General features: G+C 63.9%; 16 protein-coding genes. 10 read left to right on the forward strand and 6 right to left on the reverse strand.

Features of this window, described 5'->3' with window-relative positions:
• Positions 1–169 precede the first annotated feature (169 nt).
• The gene (locus AUL31_RS13545) at positions 170–1066 is read left to right on the forward strand and encodes an alpha/beta hydrolase (protein WP_060607464.1); all 897 of its coding nucleotides are present in this window, start codon (positions 170–172) and stop codon (positions 1064–1066) included.
• A 312-nt stretch (positions 1067–1378) separates the two neighbouring features.
• Here AUL31_RS13545 and glnA read toward each other — a convergent pair whose 3' ends face one another.
• Both glnA and AUL31_RS13555 read right to left on the reverse strand, forming a co-directional pair.
• Entirely contained in the window at positions 1379–2788 is a 1410-nt protein-coding gene (gene glnA, locus AUL31_RS13550; protein WP_039196268.1) for a type I glutamate--ammonia ligase, read from the reverse strand.
• 49 nt (positions 2789–2837) lie between these two features.
• The gene (locus tag AUL31_RS13555) at positions 2838–3176 is read right to left on the reverse strand and encodes a P-II family nitrogen regulator (RefSeq protein WP_039196266.1); all 339 of its coding nucleotides are present in this window, start codon (positions 3174–3176) and stop codon (positions 2838–2840) included.
• 135 nt (positions 3177–3311) lie between these two features.
• On the opposite strand from AUL31_RS13555, the gene AUL31_RS13560 reads away from it, so the two are divergent.
• A complete protein-coding gene (locus AUL31_RS13560; protein ID WP_244489410.1) occupies positions 3312–4850 on the forward strand; it encodes an NAD(P)H-hydrate dehydratase in 1539 nt (512 codons plus the stop codon).
• Here AUL31_RS13560 and uvrA read toward each other — a convergent pair.
• On the reverse strand, positions 4806–7682 hold the full coding sequence (uvrA, locus tag AUL31_RS13565) for an excinuclease ABC subunit UvrA (RefSeq protein WP_060607466.1): 2877 nt from the start codon (positions 7680–7682) through the stop codon (positions 4806–4808). The two genes, AUL31_RS13560 and uvrA, sit on opposite strands and share 45 nt — an antisense overlap.
• A 250-nt stretch (positions 7683–7932) precedes the next feature.
• On the opposite strand from uvrA, the gene ssb reads away from it, so the two are divergent.
• Positions 7933–8487 carry a single-stranded DNA-binding protein gene (ssb, locus tag AUL31_RS13570; protein WP_060607470.1) on the forward strand — a complete coding sequence of 185 codons (555 nt, stop codon included), beginning with the start codon at positions 7933–7935 and terminating at the stop codon, positions 8485–8487.
• Between the two features lie 160 nt (positions 8488–8647).
• Here ssb and AUL31_RS13575 read toward each other — a convergent pair whose 3' ends face one another.
• Positions 8648–9379, reverse strand: a complete 732-nt coding sequence (locus AUL31_RS13575; protein WP_060607474.1) for an SDR family NAD(P)-dependent oxidoreductase — start codon at positions 9377–9379, stop codon at positions 8648–8650.
• Between the two features lie 82 nt (positions 9380–9461).
• Between AUL31_RS13575 and AUL31_RS13580 the strand changes: the two genes are divergently transcribed.
• Positions 9462–9854, forward strand: coding sequence for a winged helix-turn-helix transcriptional regulator (locus tag AUL31_RS13580; RefSeq protein ID WP_060607477.1), 393 nt, complete (start codon positions 9462–9464; stop codon positions 9852–9854).
• A gap of 59 nt (positions 9855–9913) precedes the next feature.
• On the opposite strand, the gene AUL31_RS13585 is transcribed toward AUL31_RS13580, so the two are convergent.
• Positions 9914–10540, reverse strand: coding sequence for a MarC family protein (locus tag AUL31_RS13585; RefSeq protein WP_060607479.1), 627 nt, complete (start codon positions 10538–10540; stop codon positions 9914–9916).
• Positions 10541–10872: 332 nt separating this feature from the next.
• On the opposite strand from AUL31_RS13585, the gene gyrA reads away from it, so the two are divergent.
• Positions 10873–13641 (forward strand): DNA gyrase subunit A, encoded by a 2769-nt coding sequence (gyrA, locus tag AUL31_RS13590; protein ID WP_073469277.1) that lies wholly within the window; start codon positions 10873–10875, stop codon positions 13639–13641.
• 75 nt (positions 13642–13716) lie between these two features.
• Here the strand turns inward: gyrA and AUL31_RS20805 are convergent, their stop codons facing one another.
• On the reverse strand, positions 13717–13845 hold the full coding sequence (locus AUL31_RS20805) for a hypothetical protein (protein WP_269757790.1): 129 nt from the start codon (positions 13843–13845) through the stop codon (positions 13717–13719).
• A 193-nt stretch (positions 13846–14038) separates the two neighbouring features.
• Between AUL31_RS20805 and coaD the strand changes: the two genes are divergently transcribed.
• The 5 genes from coaD (at position 14039) to tgt (ending at position 17853) form a co-directional block, all read left to right on the forward strand.
• Positions 14039–14548, forward strand: coding sequence for a pantetheine-phosphate adenylyltransferase (gene coaD / locus AUL31_RS13595; protein WP_060607482.1), 510 nt, complete (start codon positions 14039–14041; stop codon positions 14546–14548).
• On the forward strand, positions 14545–15099 hold the full coding sequence (locus AUL31_RS13600; protein WP_060607483.1) for a peptidylprolyl isomerase: 555 nt from the start codon (positions 14545–14547) through the stop codon (positions 15097–15099). The genes coaD and AUL31_RS13600 overlap by 4 nt, the downstream gene beginning before the upstream one ends.
• 83 nt (positions 15100–15182) lie before the next feature.
• Positions 15183–15653: a peptidylprolyl isomerase gene (locus AUL31_RS13605; RefSeq protein WP_060607488.1), complete on the forward strand. Its 471-nt coding sequence runs from the start codon at positions 15183–15185 to the stop codon at positions 15651–15653.
• A gap of 17 nt (positions 15654–15670) precedes the next feature.
• Positions 15671–16720, forward strand: a complete 1050-nt coding sequence (queA, locus tag AUL31_RS13610; RefSeq protein ID WP_060607491.1) for a tRNA preQ1(34) S-adenosylmethionine ribosyltransferase-isomerase QueA — start codon at positions 15671–15673, stop codon at positions 16718–16720.
• Entirely contained in the window at positions 16717–17853 is a 1137-nt protein-coding gene (tgt, locus tag AUL31_RS13615) for a tRNA guanosine(34) transglycosylase Tgt (RefSeq protein WP_060607494.1), read from the forward strand. The genes queA and tgt overlap by 4 nt, the downstream gene beginning before the upstream one ends.
• The last annotated feature ends 41 nt before the right edge of the window (positions 17854–17894 follow it).

The following is a 17894-nucleotide window of genomic DNA, read 5'->3' on the forward strand; positions in this document are numbered from 1 at the left end:
GGGTATACTTTCACGAAATGTTCTACAAGCGCAACGCTGCTATTTCAGGTGGCAAAAGCTTGGAAACATGCGCTTTTCCACGGTTTTCGTCGGCTGCCCCTGCGTCTCGACAAGCGCGGCCCCAGCCGCCACTCTGTGGCCGAAAGCCAGATGATTCCCCGGAGAAGCCGTGCCACGACGTCGTTCCTCGTTTCTGCCGGCGCTGGCCCTTGCGGCCTTGGCCATCCCGGCGGGCAGCCTGCCTGCGGCAGGCCAGAGCATCGCGCCTTACAAGGACGCGCTGTTCGCCTACCGGGAAGGCACGGCCAGCCTGAAGGGCGGGCGCGTCCTGGATGTTCCCTATACGGCAGAGATCGATATCGACCGGCGCGACCAGGTTCCGGAACGGCGGGTGCGGCGCGACTATGTGGACCTGTCTCCGACGCGTCGCCAGACCGACGAAACCTGGCACACCGAGGCCGGCCCGGTCGAGGTGTCGCTGGCCGGCGTCAGGCGCGATCCCGCCTTCGTCGTGCTTTTTATCCATGGCAAGGGCGGCGACCGCCGCCTCGGCATGAACGACTGGACGTTCGGCGGCAATTTCAACCGGCTCAAGAACATCGCCCAACGCTCCGGTGGGCTGTACATGACCATGAGCGCGGGCCTGTTCGCCGAGGCGGACCAGAAGCGGGCGTCGGGCCTCGTTGCGGAGATCGCCGCGCGCCATCCGTCCGCGCGCATCGTGGTGGCCTGCGGCTCCATGGGCGGGCGGCTGTGCTGGTCGATCGCGGAGGGGCGTCAGGCAAGCCTTCTTTCGGGTCTTGTCCTGCTGGGCGGGCAGAGTTCGACGGGCGATGTCCGCGCCGCGATGAAGGCTCGGGGTGGACGGCCGCTGCCGACGCTGATTGCCCATGGCTCGGCCGACAAGGTCTATGATTTCGACTTGCAGCGCCATGTCACGGATGAGGTTGCAGCCGCGTTCCCGGGCTACCCGATCCGCTTCGTCGGGTTCGAGACAGGCAGCCACGGCACGCCGATCCGCATGGTCGACTGGCGCGATACGTTGAACTGGGTTTTCGCGCAGTAGAAGCCAAAGTTGCCTCAGCAAACAGTTGCGCTATACTTATGGATGGCGAAGGAGGCTGCTCGTTCGTGTAGCCAATGCCAGACATCCGCGCGGACACGCGCCCCGCTTCGCCGTTCAGCGAGCCGGCATGCAAGACCGGCCCTACGGGAGGTGTGTGATGTCTTCGATCATCGATTTTTTTGCCGATGCCAGCCTGCAGTTCTATGCCGGCCTGGGCCTTGCGGTGCTGCTGAGCGTGTTCGGCGGAGAATGACAAAGCCCCGGCCACGCAGGCGCGACCGGGGCTTTTGATGCTTCAGCTAGGCCTGACGATCAGACCGAGTAGTACATGTCGAACTCGACCGGGTGCGGCGTCATTTCGAAGCGCAGCACTTCAGCCATCTTGAGCTCGATGAAGGCATCGATCTGGTCGTCGTCGAACACGCCGCCGGCCTTCAGGTAGTCGCGGTCGCTGTCGAGGGCTTCCAGCGCCTCACGCAGCGAGCGGCAGACGGTCGGGATTTCCTTCAGCTCTTCCGGCGGCAGGTCGTACAGATCCTTGTCCATGGCCGAGCCCGGATGGATCTTGTTCTTGATGCCGTCGAGGCCGGCCATCAGCATGGCCGAGAAGGCGAGATACGGGTTTGCCGTCGGGTCGGGGAAGCGAACTTCCACGCGCTTGGCCTTCGGCGACTGGCCGAACGGGATACGGCAGGAAGCCGAGCGGTTGCGTGCCGAATAGGCCAGCAGAACCGGTGCCTCGTAGCCCGGCACCAGACGCTTGAACGAGTTGGTGGACGGGTTGGTGAATGCGTTCAGCGACTTGGCATGCTTGATGATGCCGCCGATGTAGAACAGCGCCGTCTCGGACAGGCCCGCATACTCGTTACCGGCGAAGGTCGGCTTGCCGCCCTTCCAGATCGACTGGTGGACGTGCATGCCCGAGCCGTTGTCGCCGAAGATCGGCTTCGGCATGAACGTGGCCGTCTTGCCGTAGGCGTTGGCGACCTGATGGATCACATACTTGTAGATCTGCATCTTGTCGGCGTTGCGGACGAGCGTGTCGAACTTGATGCCGAGCTCGTGCTGGGCTGCCGCCACTTCGTGGTGATGCTTCTCGACCGAGACGCCCATTTCGGCCATCACGGTGAGCATCTCGGAGCGCATGTCCTGGCAGGAATCGACCGGAGGCACGGGGAAGTAGCCGCCCTTGACGCGCGGACGGTGGCCGAGATTGCCGGTCTCGTACTCAGTGTCGTCGTTGGACGGCAGCTCGGTCGAGTCCAGCTTGAAGCCGGTGTTGTACGGGTCGGCCTTGTAGCGGACGTCGTCGAAGATGAAGAACTCGGCTTCCGGGCCGAAGAACGCCGTATCGCCGATACCGGACTGCTGCAGATAGGCCTCGGCCTTCTTGGCCGTGCTGCGCGGATCGCGGTTGTAGGACTCGCCCGAGATCGGGTCGAGGATGTCGCAGTAGATCGACATGGTCGACTGCGCGAAGAAGGGGTCCATGTGGGCCGTCTCGGGATCCGGCATCAGAACCATGTCGGATTCGTTGATGGCCTTCCAGCCGCCGATCGACGAGCCGTCGAACATCGTGCCTTCGGAGAAGAGATCTTCGTCCACGATTGCGATGTCGAGCGTGACGTGCTGCAGCTTGCCCTTCGGGTCGGTGAAGCGCAGGTCGACGAATTTGACGTCGTTATCCTTGATCTGCTTCAAAACATCATTGGCCGAAGTCATTTTAGTCCTTCCTGTTTGGAATGTTCGAATGTTGGACGAGCTCGGGAGCTCAGATCGCGTCGACGCCGACTTCCCCGGTGCGGATGCGAACGGCTTCCTCGATATTGGAAACGAAAATCTTGCCATCGCCGATGCGGCCGGTCTGGGCGGCCTTGCGGATCGCCTCCACGGCGGCCGCCACGGACTCGTCCGCAAGCACGACCTCGATCTTCACCTTGGGCAGAAAGTCGACGACATATTCCGCGCCCCGGTACAGCTCCGTGTGGCCCTTCTGGCGGCCAAAGCCCTTGGCTTCCGTGACGGTAATGCCCTGAAGGCCGACATCTTGAAGCGCTTCCTTTACCTCATCGAGCTTGAAAGGCTTGATGATCGCTTCAATCTTCTTCATCGGGTCGTCTCCAATGCGCACGCGGGCTCAAGGTTGTCTATCCTGTCGGCTTGCTGAACGCTACAGTACCGAAGGCCAGTTCTGCCCGTTGTTTCACCAATTTGTTGCAAAAAGAATAGGCAAGGTGCGCAAAAAATGAACCGGCATGATGCGGATGTTAGCGGTATTTGTCTGCTTACGCCGAAAGAAATGGCGCAAGCAGATGAAATGGCTGCCAAATTAGGCGGTTGCAGCTACTCATTGATGCAGGCTGCGGCGGCCGCCGTTGCCAATAGGGCAGATGCGATGGCGCCTAGTGGCCCCATCGCCGTGCTGGCCGGCACGGGCAACAATGGCGGCGACGCCGTGCTGGCGGCGCACTATTTGCGCGCACGCGGACGGTCCGTCCGGCTGTTCATGCCTGGCGCGGCAAAAGGCGACGACGCCGGCCGGGCAATGTCGGAATGGGCGTCGCAAAGCGAATCGCCGGAGGCGTTCCTGCCGGGTGAGTTCGCCCTCGTCATCGACGGCCTTTTCGGCGCAGGGCTCCAGCGGCCGCTGGACGGCGCGGCGGCCGAACTGGTGCGGCGGCTGGGCGAAGGGAAGGCGAGGGTTCTGTCCATCGACCTTCCCAGCGGCGTATCCGGCGAAACGGGGCAGGTACTGGGGAGTGCGCCACAGGCCGAGGCGACGGTGACCTTCTTCCGCCGCAAGCCCGGCCATCTGCTGCAGCCGGGCGCGGCCCTCTGCGGCAAGGTGACGGTGGCCGATATCGGCATCCCCGCAACCGTTCTGCACCAGATCCAGCCGCAAACCTTTGCCAACCAGCCGCCGCTATGGCGTCATCGCCTGCTGAAGCCCGGCGAGGCGGACCATAAATATGCGCGTGGGCATGCCGTCGTCTTTTCCGGCGGCCCAAGCCATACCGGTGCGGCGCGCCTTGCCGCGATGGCCGCCTTGCGCGGTGGCGCCGGGCTGGTGACGATGTTCGCCGCAGGCAGCGCGATGGCGGTGAATGCCGCGCACCTGACGGCCGTCATGCTGCGCCGCTGCGACGATGTCGGCCAACTGGCCGATCATCTGGCCGATGGGCGCCTGAACGCCTTCGTGCTGGGGCCGGGCTTCGGCAGCGCGGACAAGGCGCGCGCCTATGCCGCCGCAATACTGGAAGCGCGCCGCGCACTGGTGCTGGATGCCGACGGCCTGACAGCCTTTCGCGACCACGCGGCCGACCTGTTCCTGCTGGGTGCCACCAACGCCGCCCGCCTGGTGCTGACACCGCATATGGGCGAGTTCGCACGGCTGTTTCCCGACATCGCGGCGGAGCCGGAACGCGGCAAGCCGTATATGGCCCGCATGGCCGCCGCGCGGTCCGGCGCGGTGGTGGTGCTGAAAGGCAGCGATACCGTGATCGCCGCGCCGGACGGCCGCGCCGCCATCAACGCGACGGGAACGCCGGCCCTGGCCACCGCCGGCACCGGCGATGTGCTCGCCGGTCTGGTCGGTGCGCAACTGGCCAACGACGTGCCGCCCTTCGAGGCGGCCTGCATTGCCGTGTGGCTGCATGGCGTTGCCGCGCGCCTGTACGGGCCGGGCCTGATCGCCGAAGACCTGCCGGGGCTGGTACCCCAGGCTATCGCCCGGCTGCATTCACTCTGCGGCTTCAGCCTTCCCGGCTGGCCGCCGCAGGAGTAGCTCCTTCAGGAAGCGGCCTGTCCACGAGCGCGGCTCGGTGACGATATCCTCCGGCGTTCCGGTGGCGACGATCTCGCCGCCGCCGTCGCCGCCCTCGGGGCCGATATCGATCAGGTAATCCGCGGTCTTTATCACCTCCAGATTATGCTCGATCACGGCAACGGTGTTGCCCTGATCCACGAGGGAGTGGAGCACTTCCAACAGCTTGGCCACATCGTGGAAATGCAGACCCGTCGTCGGCTCGTCCAGTATATAAAGCGTGCGGCCCGTCGCGCGGCGTGAAAGCTCTTTTGCCAGCTTGACGCGCTGCGCCTCGCCGCCCGAAAGCGTCGTTGCCTGCTGGCCGACCTTGATGTAGCCGAGCCCCACTTCCTTCAACGTGGCGAGCTTGTCGCGCACGGCCGGGACGGCGGCAAAAAACTCGACAGCCTCTTCCACCGTCATGTCGAGCACGTCGGCGATCGACTTTTCCTTGAAGGTTACGTCCAGCGTTTCCCGGTTGTAGCGCTTGCCGTGGCAGACATCGCACGTCACGTAGACATCCGGCAGGAAGTGCATTTCGATCTTGATGACGCCATCGCCTTGGCAGGCTTCGCAGCGGCCGCCCTTGACGTTGAAGGAAAAGCGCCCCGGCTGGTATCCGCGCGCCTTGGCCTCGGGCAGGCCGGCGAACCAGTCGCGGATGGGCGTGAAGGCCCCGGTGTAGGTGGCGGGGTTGGAACGCGGCGTGCGGCCGATGGGCGATTGATCGATATCGATGACCTTGTCGAGCAGCTCCAGCCCCTCGACCCGGTCATGCTCTGCCGGCACGTCCCGCGCATTGGAAATGCGGCGTGCCGCTGCCTTGAACAGGGTTTCGATCAGGAAGGTGGATTTGCCGCCACCCGAAACGCCCGTCACGCAGGTGAACAGCCCCATCGGCACTTCCGCCGAAACGTTCTTGAGGTTGTTGCCGCGCGCCCCGACGACCTTGATCGCCTTGCCCTTCTGCTTCTTGCGGCGCTTGTCGGGCACCGGAACGCCAAGGGTGCCGGAAAGATACTGCCCGGTCAGCGATTTCGGGTTGGCCATGACCTCGGCGGGCGTGCCGGCGGCGATCACCTGGCCGCCATGCACACCGGCGGCGGGACCGATATCCACCACGTAATCCGCCGTCAGCACGGCATCCTCGTCGTGCTCGACGACGATCACCGTGTTGCCGATATCGCGAAGATGTTTCAGCGTATCCAGAAGGCGCGCATTGTCACGCTGGTGCAGGCCGATCGACGGCTCGTCCAGCACGTAGAGAACGCCCGTCAGGCCCGATCCGATCTGCGAGGCCAGGCGGATGCGCTGGCTTTCGCCGCCCGACAGCGTACCGGAGGCGCGCGACAGGGTCAGGTAATCGAGCCCGACATCGACCAGGAATTTCAACCGCTCGCGGATTTCCTTGAGGATGCGGACGGCAATCTCGTTCTGCTTGGCGGTCAGCTTGTCCGGCAGCGCCTCGAACCAGTCGGCCGCACCGCGAATGGAAAGCTCCGTCACTTCGCCGATATGGCGCTCGGCGATCTTGACCGCGAGCGCTTCCGGCTTGAGGCGATACCCGTTGCAGGCCGGGCAGGGCGTCGCCGACATGTAACGCTCGATCTCCTCGCGGGACCAGGCCGAGTCGGTTTCCTTCCACCGCCGCTCCAGGTTGGGAACGATCCCCTCGAAAGTCTTGGTGGCATTGTAGGAGCGCAGGCCGTCGCTGTAACGGAACTGTATCTTGTGGCTGCCCGTACCGTGCAGGATGGCATCCTGTGCCTTTTGCGGCAGGGCCGACCACTTGTCGGTCAGCTTGAACTCGTATTCCCGCGACAGCGCTTCCAGCGTCTGCAGGTAATAGGGCGAGGTGGATTTGGCCCAGGGCGCGATGGCGCCGGCCTTCAGCGTGCGGTTTTCGTCCGGTACGATGAGCTTGGGGTCGATGGCGCGCTGCGAGCCCAGCCCATCGCAGACGGGGCAGGCGCCGAACGGGTTGTTGAAGGAGAACAGGCGCGGCTCGATCTCCGGGATGGTGAACCCGGATACCGGACAGGCGAACTTTTCCGAAAAGACGAGCTGGCGCGGCTTGCCCTGCTCGTCCTTTTCGTCGGCGAACTCGGCGACCGCCAGCCCTTCGGCCAGCTTGAGAGCGGTTTCCAGCGAGTCGGCCAACCGTGCCTGGATGTCGTCGCGCACGACGATGCGGTCGACCACCACGTCGATATCGTGCTTGTACTTTTTGTCGAGGGTCGGCGCGTCGGCGATGTCGTAGAATTCGCCGTCGATGCGAACGCGCTGAAAACCCTTTTTCTGCAGCTCGGCAAGCTCTTTCCGGTATTCGCCCTTGCGGCCGCGCACCATCGGCGCCAGCAGAAAGAAGCGCGTGCCTTCGGCCTGCGCCATCACGCGGTCCACCATCTGGCTTACGGTCTGGCTTTCGATGGGCAGTCCGGTGACGGGCGAATAGGGCACACCGACCCGCGCGAAGAGCAGGCGCAGATAGTCATAGATTTCGGTGACGGTGCCGACCGTGGAGCGCGGATTGCGCGAGGTAGTCTTCTGCTCGATGGAGATTGCCGGAGACAGGCCGTCGATCTGGTCGACATCCGGCTTCTGCATCATCTCCAGAAACTGCCGGGCATAGGCCGACAGACTTTCCACGTAGCGGCGCTGCCCTTCGGCGTAGATGGTGTCGAAAGCCAGGGACGATTTGCCCGAGCCGGAAAGCCCCGTCATCACCACCAGCTTGTCGCGCGGGATGTCGAGATCGACGTTCTTGAGGTTATGTTCGCGGGCACCGCGAATGGAGATGACGTTTTTCATCTGGCCGGCCGATAGTGGGGGAAACGGTTCCTGTGCCACCCATATCGGGCATGGGGCGGCGGGTTGAAAGACGTATCTGTCAAAAAGACTTGACGCCCCATTGTCTATGTTCTTTCTTTGTTCGCGTCAATCACGCATCAAACGGGTGTGGATCGCGGCGGATTTCCTGGCGCGGGCCGCTTGGAACGGACGGTGCGATAGTCTAGCGTCCGCCCCGTTCGAATTCATTTTCATAGACTGAGGTATCCCGATGGCAGGCAGCGTCAACAAGGTCATTCTGGTCGGCAATCTTGGAGCCGACCCGGAGATACGCCGCCTGAATTCCGGCGACGCCGTCGTCAATCTGCGCATCGCCACGTCCGAAACCTGGCGCGATCGCCAGTCCGGCGAGCGGCGCGAGCGCACCGAGTGGCACAACGTTGTCATCTTCAACGAAAACCTCGTCAAGGTTGCCGAGCAGTACCTCAAGAAGGGCGCGAAGGTTTATCTGGAGGGTCAGTTGCAGACCCGGTCCTGGGAAGACCAGCAGGGCCAGAAGCGTTACACGACCGAGGTGGTTCTGCAGCGTTTCCGCGGCGAGCTACAGATGCTCGACGGGCGCGGCGAGGGCGGTGCCTCGTTTGAAGGCGGCAGTGGCGGAGGCGGCGGCTACGAACGCGGTGGCGGTGGCGGCGGCGCAAGCCGTGGCGGTTACGAAGATCGCGGCGGAAACGGTGGCAGCGGCGGCGGCCGTGGCGGCTATGACGAGCGCGGCGGCGGCGGCGGTGGCCGCGGCGGCGACATGGACGACGAAATCCCGTTCTGAGCGACGGGACAGGACGCCGGTACCGTGGTTCGAAAGGCGTTACATCCACAAAGCAGAAACATCTCGGCGATTGCATGAAACCGGCAATCGCGAGGTGAAAACCAGACCATCCGCTTCCGGACGCAACGGGCCCGGAAGCGGATGCCGTCGGCGCCGGGTCTCAGACCTGCCTCATACCGCCATCGACGCAGAGCTCCGCGCCCGTGATGAAGCTCGCTTCATCGCTGAGGAGGAAAAACGCCGCGGACGCCACCTCGTCGGCGCGGGCCATTCGGCCCAGCGGGATTGGCGCGATCAGCGCCGCACGTCCCTCTTCCGGCACTGCCGCCATCATGGCCGTATCCGTTGGGCCAGGCGCCACCACGTTGACGCGGATACCCATGGGGGCGAGTTCCCTGGCCCAGGAACGGGCATAGGAGCGGACTGCCGCCTTCGTGGCCGCATAGGTGCTGTAGGGCGGGATACCCATCCCGTCTGCGATCGATCCCATCAGGATTACCGAGGATCCGCGAGTTAACGCGGGCAAGGCCGCTTTCAGGCCAAACACCATGCCACGGACGTTCACCCCGAAATGCCGATCGAAATGCTCAGGGGTCTCATCCAGGATCGAGGACGGTTCGGATAGGCCGGCGTTCAGAACCAGATAGTCCAAGCGCCCCCGCGCTTCTACAACCGTGCCGACGATGCGCTCGAGGTCCTCCGGCACACCGGCATCGGCAACCAGCCCATGGACGTTTCCACCCAGTTTCAGCACGGCAGCGCTAACTTCGTCATCCCGTCGTCCGGTCAGGAAAACGGTTGCCCCTTCGGCCAATAGGCGTTCGGCGACCGCCAGGCCGATCCCCTTTGCGCCTCCGACCACGAGGGCGGTCTTATTATCGATTCTTGCCATCGCATAGTCTCCTTGCTCAGCGATGGCATCCAGATATACGATGACTATCTAATCACAAGAACGCACTTTGAAGAGACTAGATATGCGGGACGATACCGAGCTTGAGCGTCTGTCGGAGCAGGCATGCGTCGAAATGGTCCGCATCAGGCCCGTCCTGGATCGGATTGCGGACAAGTGGACAATCCTGATCCTTACCGTGCTATGCCCGAAGCCTGCGCGTTTCAACGAGATCAAGCGTCGTCTGAACGGGATCACGCACAAGGCACTGGCCGACGCCCTGAAGCGGTTGGAGCGCAACGGGCTTGTCACGCGGACAGTGTTGCCCACCGCGCCGATCGGTGTGGAGTACACGATCACGCCACTTGGCCATTCGTTGCGCGAGCCTTTCGAGGCCTTGTGTTCATGGGCGCTGACGTATGGCCCCGACATCGAGCGAGCAGGGGCCCGGTACGACGACGCAAAGGCGAACCGATAGCGGCCGGCACAAGCGGAGGCCTTAGGCCGCGCGATCCGAGCCCTGATCTTGCGCCGTCGTCAGAGCGCAAAGAGCTGGCGCACGCCATCGGCCACGAACTGCACGGCCAATGCCGCCAGCAGCACACCCAGCAGGCGCGTTACCACCGCACGGCCGGTCACGCCCATCAGCCGGTCTACCCGGTCGGCCACGGCCAGGAACAGGAATGTCGCGACGCTGACCAGCGCGATCACCAGCACCAGCAGGCTCTGCCCGACAAAGCCCGGAAGATTGCCGGACAACAGGATGACGGCCGAAATGGCCCCCGGTCCTGCCATCAGCGGGATGGCAAGCGGAAACGCCGCCACATTGGCCGCGTCTTCCGGGTGAGGCACGGCCTCTCCGGCGCTCTTCTCCTTGCGGTGCTGCCGCTTCTCGAACACCAGCTCGAAGGCGATGGTGAACAGGAACAGCCCGCCCGCCACGCGGAAGGCGCCCAGCGAAACGCCGAGCGCCTCGATGATGACAAGCCCGAACAGCGCGAAGACGGCCAGGATGACGAAGGCGATGACGCTTGCCTGAAGCGCGATCCGCCGACGCTCCAGCCGGGTGCGGCCCGGCGTGAGTGTCAGGAACAGCGGAATGAGACCGAGCGGATCGATGATGACGATAAGGGTGATGAACCCGGTCAGCAGCATATCCGCCATCGAAAAACACCCCTACAGCGCTTCCGGTGAACACGGGTTCACCGGAAAGCTCCCTTCTTTCGTCTTGCCGCATTACCCCACGCCGAAGCGATTCCGCTTCGGCTGGAAATGCTTCAGTCGAGAATCGCGCCGGCAGCGCGAGTGCGATCCTGCACGCTCGATGCGGTGCGTGCGACAACCATGGGGCGCATTTTTTTCATCATCTAACGCAAGCGGCAATAAGTTGTTGAAAAAACGTTGGAAATCCCCGCCGATGCGGGATCGCGGATTTGCCAATCCGATGCGCCGCAGGCTATAAGCGCGCAAGATCGAAGTGTAGGCAAGGAAGCGTCTTGGCAGACGATCGTAAGGATAACCCGCCGGCGGAACGCCCCAGCGGCATCGAGCCCGTGTCCATCATAGAGGAGATGCAGCGCTCCTACCTCGATTACGCGATGAGCGTCATCGTCAGCCGCGCTCTGCCCGATGTGAGAGACGGGCTGAAGCCGGTGCATCGCCGCGTGCTTTATGCCATGTCCGAAATGGGGCTCGTGCATAACCGGCCCTACCGCAAGTCGGCGGGCGTCGTCGGCGAGGTGATGGGCAAGTTCCACCCGCACGGCGATGCCTCCATCTACGACGCGCTGGTGCGCATGGCGCAGGATTTCTCCCTGCGGGCGCCGCTGATCGACGGACAGGGCAATTTCGGTTCCATCGACGGCGATCCGCCCGCCGCGATGCGGTACACCGAGTGTCGCCTGGAAAAACTGTCGGAAACCCTGCTCGAGGATATCGACAAGGAGACGGTGAACTTCCAGGAGAATTACGACGGCCGCGAGCTCGAGCCGACGGTTCTTCCGGCACGTATTCCCAATCTTCTGGTCAACGGCTCGGGCGGCATCGCCGTCGGCATGGCAACCAACGTGCCGCCGCACAATCTGGGCGAGGTCGTGGACGGCTGTATCGCCATGATCGACAATCCGGCCATCACCCTGCCGGAGCTGATGGAGATCATCCCCGGGCCCGACTTCCCGACAGGCGCGATCGTGCTTGGCCGGGCCGGCATCCAGTCGGCTTACGCCACCGGGCGCGGTTCCATCCTGATGCGCGGCAAGGTGCATATCGAGACCATGCGCGGCGAGCGCGAGGCCATCGTCATCACCGAGGTGCCGTACCAGGTCAACAAGGCGTCGATGATCGAGAAGATGGCCGACCTGGTCCGCGAAAAGCGGGTCGAGGGCATCTCCGACATCCGCGACGAAAGCGACCGCGAAGGCTATCGCGTCGTCATCGAACTGAAGCGTGACGCCTCGTCCGACGTGGTGTTGAACCAGCTTTATCGCTTCACGCCGCTGCAGACGTCTTTCGGCGCCAATATCGTGGCGCTGAACGGCGGCAAGCCCGAGCAGATGACACTGGTCGACATGCTGTCGGCCTTCATCGCCTTCCGCGAAGAGGTGGTCAACCGCCGCACCAAGTTCCTGCTGCGCAAGGCGCGCGAGCGGGCCCACGTGTTGGTTGGTCTGGCCATCGCCGTCGCCAATATCGATGCGATCATCAAGCTGATCCGCGAGGCGCCGGACCCGGCCACCGCGCGAGAGCAGTTGATGAGCCGCGACTGGGACGCGCGCGACGTCGAGCCGCTGATCCGCCTGATCGACGATCCGGTCTACAAGATCACCGAAGCCGGTACCTACCGCCTGTCGGAAGCGCAGTCGCGCGCGATCCTCGATCTGCGGCTGCAACGCCTGACGGCGCTCGGGCGCGATGAGATCGGCGACGAGCTGAACAAGCTCGGCGAAGAGATCAGCGATTATCTCGACATTCTCTCTTCGCGCGTGCGCGTGCGGGACATCGTCAAGGCAGAGCTGGCCGCCGCACGCGACGAGTTCGCAACGCCCCGGCGCACGGAGCTCAGCGAAGGCGCAGCCGACCTCGACGACGAGGATCTGATCCCCCGCGAGGAGATGGTCGTGACCGTCAGCCATGGCGGCTACATCAAGCGTGTGCCGCTGGCCACCTATCGCGCCCAGCGCCGCGGCGGCAAGGGGCGTTCGGGCATGGCGCTGAAGGGTGACGAGGATTCCGTCACCCGGCTGTTCGTTGCCAATACGCACACGCCTGTCCTGTTCTTCTCGTCGCGAGGTATCGTCTACAAGGAAAAGGTGTGGCGCCTGCCGCTGGCGACGCCGCAATCCCGCGGCAAGGCATTGGTGAACATGCTGCCGCTGGAAAAGGGCGAACGGATCACCTCGATCCTGCCCTTGCCGAACGACGAAGAGGCCGCCGAGGCGCTGAACGTCATGTTTGCCACGACGCGCGGCACCGTGCGCCGCAACAAGCTGTCCGACTTCGTGCAGGTCAACCGCAACGGCAAGATCGCCATGAAGCTGGACGAGGCCGGCGACGAGATCCTTGCGGTCGCGACCTGCTCGGAAGATGACGACGTGCTGCTGACGGCGGCATCGGGGCAGTGCATCCGCTTCCCCACCACGGATGTGCGCGTGTTTGCCGGCCGCAACTCGGTTGGCGTGCGCGGCATGTCTTTGGCCGAAGGAGACCGCCTGATCTCCATGGCGATCATGCGTCACGTGGATGCGACGCCGGCCGAGCGGGCCACCTATCTTCGCATGCGCCGCGCCGTCGAGGGCGAGGCGGCCAGCGAGGTTGTCGCCGACGAAGAGGCCACGGAAGAGGTTGCACTGACGCAGGAGCGCTATGCGTTCCTGAGCGCGGCAGAAGAATTCGTGCTGACGATCAGCGAGTTCGGCTTCGGCAAGCGTTCGTCTTCGTACGATTTCCGTACCATCGGGCGGGGTGGCAAGGGCATCCGCGCCACCGACGTATCGCGCATCGGCGATATCGGCCCGCTGGTGGCCGGTTTCCCGGTGGAAGACAGCGACCAGCTTCTGCTGATTTCGGATCGTGGCCAGATGATCCGCGTGCCCGTCGACGGCATTCGTATCGCCAGCCGCGCCACGAAGGGTGTGACGATCTTCAACACCGCCGATGGCGAGCGTGTCGTATCGGTGGAGCGGATACCCGATCAGGGTGAGGAAGTACCCGAGCTGGACGAGAGCGGCGGTGGCGATGAGCCCGGAGAGCCGGCGAGCGAGAGCTGAGTCTATTCAGAACAAGGAAAAGGGGCCGTCCATGGGATCGGCCCCTTTTCCAATACGGCAGGCGGGCTGCCTATATCAGTACATCACGCGGTTCTTGCGGACGGAGGCTCTGACGCGCGCCTTCTCCGCTTCGTTGTGTATGGTAATGGCGGTGGCCGTAAGCAGAGTGACGACCATGGCCATGGACAATGCGAAGATGAGCATTCCTAAGCCTCCGAATTTGCATGGAAAACGTGGTTAACCCGCCGTTGGTTCCATCGCCTTGCGTCGCCTTCCGCGAAACCGCATGCATGTTCCTGTCTGATTGCAGTTTGCCCGCGATTTGCTCGCGAAGGGGTTTCGCGGATATGTCCAATTTTAACGAGATGGCCTTGCCTGCGATGAGGGTTACGAAGCTATGAACGAGCCGCGCCGCGCGCTGTACTCCGGGTCGTTCGACCCGATAACCAACGGTCACCTGGATATCATCCGCCGTGGTCTGCGCCTGTTCGACGAAGTCGTCGTGGCGATCGGCGTGCATCCGGGCAAGAAGCCGCTCTTCACCTTCGACGAGCGCGTCACGATGATCCGCGACGCGGTGGGCAGCCAGATGCCTGGATTGGCGGTGATCGCGTTCGAGGGCCTCGTCGTCGACGCCGCGCGCGCCAATGGGGCGTCTGTCCTGCTGCGCGGGCTGCGCAGCGGCAGCGACCTCGACTACGAGATGGAAATGGCCGGCATGAACGGCGCGATGGCCGCCGACATCGACACGCTCTTCCTGCCGGCTTCACCCCCTGTCAGGCCCATAACCGCCACATTGGTGCGCCAGATCGCAGGGCTGGGCGGTGACGTTTCGGCATTCGTGCCAGCCAATGTCGTAACCGCCCTGAAAGCGAAATTTCCAGAAGTTCCGGAGTCTGCCTCATGAAGCTGCTTGCCCGCCTTGGCCTTATCGCCGGCATCCTCGTATCCGCCTTCACCTTTTCCGCCTCGGCACAGCAACCGGATCCGGACAACCAGTTGACCGTGACGACCGACAAGGGATCGTTCGTCATCCAGCTTCGCCCCGATCTTGCGCCCCATCATGTGGAGCAGATCAAGAAGCTGGCCGCCGAAGGGTTCTACAATGGTGTCGTCTTCCACCGGGTGATCGACGGCTTCATGGCGCAGACCGGCGACCCGACGGGCACCGGCACCGGCGGCTCGCAATTGCCGGACCTGCAGGCCGAGTTCTCCAACGAGACCTTCGATCGCGGCACGGTGGGCATGGCACGCGCACAGGACCCCAATTCGGCGAACTCGCAATTCTTCATCATGCTTGCGGATGGCGACTTCCTGGATGGCCAGTACACGGTTGTCGGCGACGTCGTCTCGGGCATGGAAATCGTCGACCAGATCAAGAAGGGCGACGAGGCCCAGAACGGCAGCGTCGCAGACCCGGACAAGATGCTGTCGGTAACGGTCGGCAACGCGTCCTGAACCAGCGGGCAATGCTCCCGGCGGTTGTGCTTGCCTGCGCGATGGGGCATTCACTGCGCACACTCTGAACGAAAGGAAGGCCGATGACCTTCGAAAAGCCCGAAGACACGCTCGTACTGGAAACCAGCAAGGGGCAGGTCGTTATCGAACTGCGGCCCGATCTGGCGCCCAACCACGTTGCGCGCATCAAGGAACTGGCCCGCGAAGGGTTCTATGACGGTGTCGTTTTCCATCGCGTCATCGATGGCTTCATGGCCCAGACGGGCGACCCGACCGGAACGGGTACGGGCGGCTCCGACAAGCCGGACCTGAAGGCCGAGTTCTCGTCCGAGCCGCATGTGCGCGGCACCGTATCGGCAGCCCGCACGGCCAATCCGAATTCCGCGAACTCGCAGTTCTTCATCTGCTTCGACCGGGCACCGTGGCTCGACAAGCAATATTCGGTGTGGGGCAAGGTCGTCGAGGGCATGGATGTCATCGACACGATCAAGCGGGGCGAGCCGGTGCGCGATCCCGATTCGATCAAGACCATGCGCGTCGCCGCCGACCTCTAGTTTCGAGGGCGACGGACATGCGGGTCGATCTGTTCGATTTCGACCTTCCGGAAGAGCGGATCGCGCTGCGACCCGCTCTTCCGCGCGAATCGGCAAAGCTTTTACACGTGCCTTCTCATGGGGCCTTCGAGGACAGGCGCGTCGGCGACCTGCCGGACCTGCTGCGGCCGGGTGATTGCCTCGTCTTCAACGATACGCGGGTGATCCCGGCGCGGCTGGCAGGCGTCAGGCGGCGGGGCGACACCATGGCGCGGGTCGAGGTGACGTTGCATATGCGCCTTGGCGCCGATGAATGGCGCGCCTTCGTCAAACCCGCCAAGCGTATCGATGCGGGCGAGACGCTGGAGTTCGGCGATGGCGCGCTGACTGCCACGATCGCCGACAAGCGCGACGGCGGAGAGGTGACCCTGCGCTTCGACAGAAGCGGCGCGGCCCTCGATGCCGCCATCGCCGAAGTCGGAATCCTGCCGCTACCGCCCTATATCGCGGCGCGCCGCGCCGTGGACGCGCAGGACAGCGCCGATTACCAGACGATCTATGCGCGGGAGGAAGGCGCCGTGGCAGCCCCGACAGCCGGGCTGCATTTCACGCCGGAACTGATGGCACACTTGCAGGAGCGCGGCGTCGAGACTGCATTCGTGACGCTGCATGTCGGGGCAGGGACGTTCCTGCCCGTAAAGGCCGACGATACCGCCCAACATCGCATGCATGCCGAGATCGGCGAGATCGATGCTACAACGGCAGACCGGTTGAACGCCGCCCGGAAAGAGGGCCGGCGGATCGTGGCCGTGGGCACGACGTCGCTTCGCCTGCTGGAGTCGGCCGCCGACGAAGACGGGACATTGCACCCCTTCCGCAAGGCGACCGACATCTTCATCACGCCCGGCTATCGCTTCCGGGCCGTGGATGCCCTATGGACGAATTTCCATTTGCCGCGCTCCACCCTGTTCATGCTGGTTTCCGCTTTCAGCGGGCTCGAACGGATGCGGGCGGCTTACGAACACGCGATCGCCGGAGGCTACCGCTTCTATTCCTACGGCGACGCCTGCCTTCTGGAACGTGCATGAGCCAAGAGTTCGCATTCACTCTCACCCACACCGACGGCAAGGCGCGGCGCGGCGAAATCACCATGCCGCGCGGCACGGTGCGGACGCCCGCCTTCATGCCGGTGGGCACCGCCGGCACCGTTAAGGCCATGTACCTGTCGCAGGTCCGCGACCTCGGCTCGGACATCATCCTCGGCAATGTCTATCACCTGATGCTGCGGCCCGGCGCCGAGCGCGTCGGCCGGCTGGGCGGGCTCCATGAATTTGCCCGCTGGCCGTGGCCGATCCTGACGGACAGCGGCGGCTTCCAGGTCATGTCGCTGGCCTCGCTGCGCAAGCTGACCGAGAAGGGCGTGACCTTTCGCTCCCACGTCGACGGCTCTGTCCATGAGCTGACGCCCGAGCGCTCCATCGAGATTCAGGGCCTGCTCGACAGCGATATCCAGATGCAGCTCGATGAATGCGTGCGCTTGCCGGCGGACCGGCGCGAGATCGAGCGCGCCATGGAAATGTCGCTGCGGTGGGCCGAGCGGTGCGCCGTCGCTTTCGGCAACCAGCCGGGCAAGGCGATGTTCGGGATCGTGCAGGGCGGCGACCAGCCGGACCTTCGCATCCGCTCCGCAACCGAGCTGGCCGCAATGAACCTGAAGGGCTATGCGGTCGGCGGTCTCGCCGTCGGCGAGCCGCAGGACGTCATGCTGGAAACGCTGGACGAGACGCTTCCCTCGCTGCCGGTGGACAAGCCACGCTATCTGATGGGCGTTGGAACGCCCGACGACATCGTCAAAAGCGTCGCACGTGGCATCGACATGTTCGACTGCGTCATGCCCACGCGCGCCGGGCGGCACGGTCTGGCCTTCACCCGGCACGGGCGTATCAACCTTCGCAACGCCGTCCATGCCGAAGATGCTTCGCCGCTGGACGAGACATCGGATTGCCCTGCAACGCGGGATTACTCGAGGGCGTATCTGCATCATCTGGTGCGCACCAGCGAGGCATTGGGCGGCATGCTGCTGACATGGAACAACCTTGCCTATTACCAGTCACTCATGGCCGGTATCCGCGCGGCCATAGAAGAAGGGCGCTTTGCGGCCTATGCTGCCGAAGTGACGGAAGGCTGGGCGCGTGGCGAAGCCAGGCGCAAGGCCGCGTGACACAGCGTTCGACGGGAGTGAACGTCAGGTGTTGGAATCCG

The organism is Aureimonas altamirensis (genome assembly GCF_001463885.1).
GTDB lineage: Bacteria > Pseudomonadota > Alphaproteobacteria > Rhizobiales > Rhizobiaceae > Aureimonas > Aureimonas altamirensis.

Coding starts and splice junctions, on each gene's coding strand:
- coaD (WP_060607482.1), top strand. CDS start 14,039: ATGAACGAGCCGCGCCGCGCGCTGTACTCCGGGTCGTTCGACCCGATA.
- AUL31_RS13605 (WP_060607488.1), top strand. CDS start 15,183: ATGACCTTCGAAAAGCCCGAAGACACGCTCGTACTGGAAACCAGCAAG.
- AUL31_RS13580 (WP_060607477.1), top strand. CDS start 9,462: ATGCGGGACGATACCGAGCTTGAGCGTCTGTCGGAGCAGGCATGCGTC.
- AUL31_RS13560 (WP_244489410.1), top strand. CDS start 3,312: ATGAACCGGCATGATGCGGATGTTAGCGGTATTTGTCTGCTTACGCCG.
- tgt (WP_060607494.1), top strand. CDS start 16,717: ATGAGCCAAGAGTTCGCATTCACTCTCACCCACACCGACGGCAAGGCG.
- queA (WP_060607491.1), top strand. CDS start 15,671: ATGCGGGTCGATCTGTTCGATTTCGACCTTCCGGAAGAGCGGATCGCG.
- AUL31_RS13575 (WP_060607474.1), bottom strand. CDS start 9,379: ATGGCAAGAATCGATAATAAGACCGCCCTCGTGGTCGGAGGCGCAAAG.
- glnA (WP_039196268.1), bottom strand. CDS start 2,788: ATGACTTCGGCCAATGATGTTTTGAAGCAGATCAAGGATAACGACGTC.
- AUL31_RS20805 (WP_269757790.1), bottom strand. CDS start 13,845: ATGCTCATCTTCGCATTGTCCATGGCCATGGTCGTCACTCTGCTTACG.
- AUL31_RS13600 (WP_060607483.1), top strand. CDS start 14,545: ATGAAGCTGCTTGCCCGCCTTGGCCTTATCGCCGGCATCCTCGTATCC.
- ssb (WP_060607470.1), top strand. CDS start 7,933: ATGGCAGGCAGCGTCAACAAGGTCATTCTGGTCGGCAATCTTGGAGCC.
- AUL31_RS13585 (WP_060607479.1), bottom strand. CDS start 10,540: ATGGCGGATATGCTGCTGACCGGGTTCATCACCCTTATCGTCATCATC.
- AUL31_RS13555 (WP_039196266.1), bottom strand. CDS start 3,176: ATGAAGAAGATTGAAGCGATCATCAAGCCTTTCAAGCTCGATGAGGTA.
- uvrA (WP_060607466.1), bottom strand. CDS start 7,682: ATGAAAAACGTCATCTCCATTCGCGGTGCCCGCGAACATAACCTCAAG.